Annotated in this window: 6 protein-coding genes and 1 pseudogene; all 7 read right to left on the bottom strand. The window is 65.9% G+C overall.

Annotation, left to right across the window (positions count from 1 at the left end):
* A pseudogene (locus PKD89_RS19575) lies at positions 1-672 on the bottom strand (cytochrome P450); the annotation flags it as partial.
* A gap of 96 nt (positions 673-768) precedes the next feature.
* Positions 769-1695: an FUSC family protein gene (locus tag PKD89_RS19580; RefSeq protein ID WP_289010661.1), complete on the bottom strand. Its 927-nt coding sequence runs from the start codon at positions 1693-1695 to the stop codon at positions 769-771.
* Positions 1696-1837: 142 nt separating this feature from the next.
* Positions 1838-2107 carry a phytanoyl-CoA dioxygenase family protein gene (locus PKD89_RS19585; RefSeq protein ID WP_289010665.1) on the bottom strand — a complete coding sequence of 90 codons (270 nt, stop codon included), beginning with the start codon at positions 2105-2107 and terminating at the stop codon, positions 1838-1840.
* On the bottom strand, positions 2104-2289 hold the full coding sequence (locus PKD89_RS19590) for a hypothetical protein (RefSeq protein ID WP_289010662.1): 186 nt from the start codon (positions 2287-2289) through the stop codon (positions 2104-2106). The genes PKD89_RS19585 and PKD89_RS19590 overlap by 4 nt, the downstream gene beginning before the upstream one ends.
* Positions 2290-2307: 18 nt before the next feature.
* Positions 2308-2697 carry an ectoine synthase gene (locus PKD89_RS19595; RefSeq protein WP_287392186.1) on the bottom strand — a complete coding sequence of 130 codons (390 nt, stop codon included), beginning with the start codon at positions 2695-2697 and terminating at the stop codon, positions 2308-2310.
* On the bottom strand, positions 2694-4034 hold the full coding sequence (gene ectB, locus PKD89_RS19600; protein WP_349257395.1) for a diaminobutyrate--2-oxoglutarate transaminase: 1341 nt from the start codon (positions 4032-4034) through the stop codon (positions 2694-2696). The genes PKD89_RS19595 and ectB overlap by 4 nt, the downstream gene beginning before the upstream one ends.
* 214 nt (positions 4035-4248) lie before the next feature.
* On the bottom strand, positions 4249-4704 hold a 456-nt coding region (gene ectA, locus PKD89_RS19605; RefSeq protein WP_289010664.1), incomplete at its 5' end, for a diaminobutyrate acetyltransferase.

Here is a 4704-nt window from a genome sequence, read left to right on the forward strand (position 1 = left end):
CATCTTCTGTAGGCGGGTCTCGACCACGCCGCCCGGTCGGGGGACCGCAAAGACGACGTCGGACCAACGGGTGAGCTTGCGTCGATCCTCCATGGGGAAGTCGAAGAGCGTGGCCAACAGCAGCGTCGTCAGCTCGACCGACACCGTCTCGACCCAATCAAACGTCTCGCCGTCGGGAAGCGACTCCAACACCTTCACGGTGCGCTCGCGTACCAGCGATTCAAGATTGCGGACGCTGCCCGGTGCCCCAATCGATCGCACCGTCTTGCGTTGTGCGGTGTGCTCTGGGGGGTCCATCGAGATAAACGGCGTGATCCGTTGGAACATCGAATTGTTCTCGGGGGTCGGGCGAAGCCCCAGCGTCATGCCCTTCGCCGACGAGAAGTTCTGCCAGTCGCCATCGATGGCCCGGACGTCGTCGTAGTTCATGATCGACCAGTAGCGACCCGCAGATTCGATCTCGTTGAAGTGAACCGGGTCTTCGGCCCGCAGCCGCCCAAAGTGATCGCGCCACAACTCAGACGTGAACAGGTGGGGGTTCGCCGGGTTGATGTCCTCCAAGGGGGTGTCGGCGGCAGCACCGACGTCCTTGCCCAGCTCGGCGAGTTCCACGTCCGGGGGGATCACATCTGGGTTCAGAAACTCGGACGGGTCCAACCCGGGCTCGCTCATGAGGCATCCTCCTCGATCAAGACGGGGACCCTACTGGCGGTGCTGGGTTTGTGTGAGCCGGGCTTCGAGCCGCAGGCCCGTGGCGCGTCGGGCCTTCTATGACACGTCGTGCCGTCGGTTCGCAGCGCCGCGGCCCCACAGCCAGAACGCCCCGGACACGAGATACGCCACCGCCACTCCGATCACCGTGTCCACGACCCGCTCGTCGAGCTTGACCTTCACGCCGTTGCGTTCGGCTTGGCCATAGAGGAGCGCCCACAGGATCAAGAACGACGTGAATGCCGGCGTGACGTACCAGCGGCTTGCCGACGTCGCCGCCATCGTCACGAGCACCAACCAGAGCACGATGGCGATCGCCGGAGTGGGCAGGTCTGCAAGAAGGAGGAGCGCCGCCGCCACCCCGCCCACGATCACCGAGATGACACGACCGATGCCTCGGGCGCTCAGCAGGTCCCAGGTTGGCCTGATCACCAGCAGGGTCGACCCCACCAGCCAGCCGACGAAGTCGACATCGAGAGCGAAGGCGACCAGCGTCGACACAGCTCCCGCAACCCCGAGGACCAGGCCGTAGCGCTTGGCCTCAGCCGGTGTCATCTGTGGCTGTTGAGGGACGTCGCCTTCGTATTCGGGCAGAACCAGGGCCCAGATGTATGAACCGATCGCTCCCAGAATCATGAGACCGGCGACCTTCGCCGAGTCTGCGATCCCCTGATAGGTCAGCCCAATCGCCGTCAGCGGCAGGATCACGCTGAGGGCCACAACCCCCGCCGGCTTCCGCGCCGCAACCTGGGCTGCCAGGTACCCAACGACGAACATGCCGACGACAGCGAGCGGTACCCACACCGCCAGGATCGAGCCGAGCAGTATGGAGACTCCGAAGAGGACCCCAACGATGAGTACCGGCCTTCTGGCGTCGCGTTGCGGCGCAAGCCCGACAACCGCCGCAGGAACGGATCCGATCAGTAGGTACGTGCCGGTGAGGACCTCTCCGGCGAAGACCATGACGACTGCAACCAGTCCCATCGCCGCGCCGAACCCAGCGAATCGCCAGTTCCAAGCGATGCCACCTCGGATCACGTCGCGCTGCCCCGATCCCAGCGGAACACGTTCATGTGGTGTTCTCCCCGCCTGAGCGATCAGCGGAGGTCAGGGTAGCGGTCGCTCGCTACGCCGCAGCGAACGCTCTCGAGGCGATGTGGTTCGGGCGGGGCGCGGTGCCGCCGAAGGGCTCGACAAGCGCGTTGTCGACGGCGTTGTAACAGAAGAACGCGTTGGTGCGCGGCGCCGGGGTGATGTTGTCCGGTGAGCCGTGCATCACGTTGCAGTCGAAGAACACGACCGACCCCGGGTCGCCCTCGAACACGTCCAGGCGGCCGCGTTCGGTGAGCCATGCCAGGTCGTCGTTCTGCGGGACCCCGTACGTCTGACGTTTCAGCGACGTGCGGTGGTTGTCGTCCGGCGAGGGTCGGCCTCAGAATCGGCCAGCTCGGCCAGGCAGGCGGTGATCGTTGCCGGGCCGATGACATCCTCGATGACGACGAACCCGTCGGCGTCGAAGCGCTGCAGCTGCTCGGCGCTCAGCGGGCCGAGGCCGTGGGTCGGCTCGCCCCACAGCACGGGGTCCTTGTCGACTTCTCAGTCGACGGTGAGCAGCGGGTAGACGCCGTTCTCGTCGTGGGTCTCGGCGCCGGTGCACGGAGGGTTGAAGGCGCACACCACCCGAAAGTCCTCGATCACCCGCACGATGTGGCGGTCGTGCTGATCGAGGGCGTACATCACACCGGGGGTGATCTCGTGAACCTCGCCCGTGGCGCAGTTCTCGATCGTCGCCTTGCCCTCGATGCAGTACACGGCCTCGAAGTGATTCTGGTACTCCATCTCGGTCTCGGTGCCGGCGTACAGCACAGTGTCGTGCAGCGAGAAGCCCATCTTGTCGTCGGCGAGCAACAGGCGGCGCGACTTCCAGGTGTCGGCCCGCACGTCGCGTTCGGTGTTCTCCAGGTCGGCGAGGTTGCGAACGATCATGAGCGGTCTCCAATCGTCTGTGGGTCGCGGGTGAGCAGCTCGGCACCCTCGGCGTCGACGACAGCCTCGACCGACGCCTCGAGGATGTGCAGGCCCGCTTCGAGTAGTTCGGTCGCAATGACGAGCGGGGGCAGGATCTTGACGACCTGGCTGTTGAAGCCGGCGGTCTCGATCAGCAGGCCCCGGTCGAAGGCCTCTGCGGCGATGCGGCCGGCCATCTCGGGGTCGAGGCACTCGATGCCCTGGATCAGGCCACGGCCACGCACGTCCTCGAACACGCCGGGGTGAGCCTCGGCCAGCGCCTCGAGGTGTTTGGTGACCAATGCTGCCTTGGCGTCGACCTGCTTGGTCAGCTCGTCGTCGGCCCAGAAGTGTTCGAGGGCGGCGGTGCCGGTGACGAAGGCGGAGTTGTTGCCCCGGAACGTGCCGTTGTGCTCGCCCGGCTCCCACACGTCGTAGCGGGGCTTGATGAGCACGAGGGCCAGGGGCAGGCCCGAGCCGCTGATCGACTTGGACAAGCAGACGATGTCGGGCTCGATGCCCATCTCCTCCCAGGAGAAGAAGGGGCCGGTGCGGCCGCAGCCCACCTGGATGTCGTCGATGATCAACAGGATGCCGTGCTCGCGGCACAGCTCGGCCAGGCGCTGGATCCAGCGGACCGATGCGGGGTTGATACCGCCCTCGGCCTGAACGGTCTCGAGGATGCAGGCGGCCGGAAGGCCGACGCCGCTGCCGCCGTCGGTCAGGTACTGGTCGAGAAACGCAATCGTGTCGACCGAGTCGTCGGTGACGTAGGAGTCGAACGGCATGGCGACCGTGTTGGTCAGCGGCACGCCTGCACCGCTTCGCTTGACTGCGTTGCCCGTGATGGCCAGCGACCCCAGCGTCATGCCGTGGAAGGCGTTGGTGAAGCTGATGATCGAGTCGCGGCCGGTGGCCTTTCGGGCCAGCTTCAGCGCCGACTCGACGGCGTTGGTTCCGGTCGGGCCGGGGAACATCACCTTGTAGTCGAGACCGCGGGGCTCAAGGACCAGCCGCTCGAAGGTCTCGAGGAACGTGCGTTTGGTCGTCGTGTGCGTATCGAGGCTGTGCATCACCCCGTCTCCCGCCAGGAACTCGATCAGTGCCTCCTTGATCACCGGGTGGTTGTGGCCGTAGCTGAGGGCACCGGCGCCGGCGAAGAAGTCGATGTAGGTGCGACCTGCGGTGTCGGTCTGCGTGGATCCCGTTGCGGAGACGAACTCGGTCGGCCACGAACGGCAATAGGAACGCACCTCAGACTCGCGCCGGTCGTAGATGCCGGGCGTCGCAGCGCCGGAAGCGGCACCGTTGGTCATCGCCGTGGCGGAATCGGAACCGTTGGTCGGTTGAATTGTGGGTTCGGAGATACTCATGATTGGAATCAGCTGCTTGGGGAGTTGTTGGGAGCGGGCCGGATACTTCGTCGATGTCCAGGGCCCGCAGAAGCCCGAACATCGGATGCGACGATGAACCCCGTCGCATGCACACCACGGGGAGGCGCTGGCGTGCGCCCACCCCGGGCGGGCCTGGTTAGAGCGGCCCGATGCGGTAGCGGAGTTCCGGCGCGTGATCGCCGGGCGGAAAGTCGCCGTCTTCGAAGAGCTCTTCGACCTCGCACGCGGCGCCCCAGCGGTCGGCGAAGGCCCGGAACAGTCGGTCGGAAGCCTCGTTGTCCGGGGTGACGGTGGCGGCCAGGTGCCGGATCCGGGGAGGGGAGGGGCGATTGGCCACCTCGTCGAGCAGGCGTCCACCAAGCCCGCTGCCGCGGGCGGAGTCGGCTACTGCGATCTGCCAGATGAAGAGCGGCTCGGGGTCAGTCGGAAGCCTGAAGCCCGTGACGAAACCGATCAGCTGGTCATCGAAGACCGCGACGGCGCAGGTGTCGGAGAAAAACTCGCCCAGCATGAGGTAGGCGTACGGCGAGTTGGGATTGTCGTGCGCCAGTTGGTAGGGACCACTTTGGGGGGTTTGCGCCACCTGGTATGG

The sequence above is a fragment of the Candidatus Neomicrothrix sp. genome, assembly GCF_035329545.1.
Classification (GTDB): domain Bacteria; phylum Actinomycetota; class Acidimicrobiia; order Acidimicrobiales; family Microtrichaceae; genus Microthrix; species Microthrix subdominans.

Coding starts and splice junctions, on each gene's coding strand:
- PKD89_RS19595 (WP_287392186.1), bottom strand. CDS start 2,697: ATGATCGTTCGCAACCTCGCCGACCTGGAGAACACCGAACGCGACGTG.
- PKD89_RS19580 (WP_289010661.1), bottom strand. CDS start 1,695: ATGGGACTGGTTGCAGTCGTCATGGTCTTCGCCGGAGAGGTCCTCACC.
- ectB (WP_349257395.1), bottom strand. CDS start 4,034: ATGACCAACGGTGCCGCTTCCGGCGCTGCGACGCCCGGCATCTACGAC.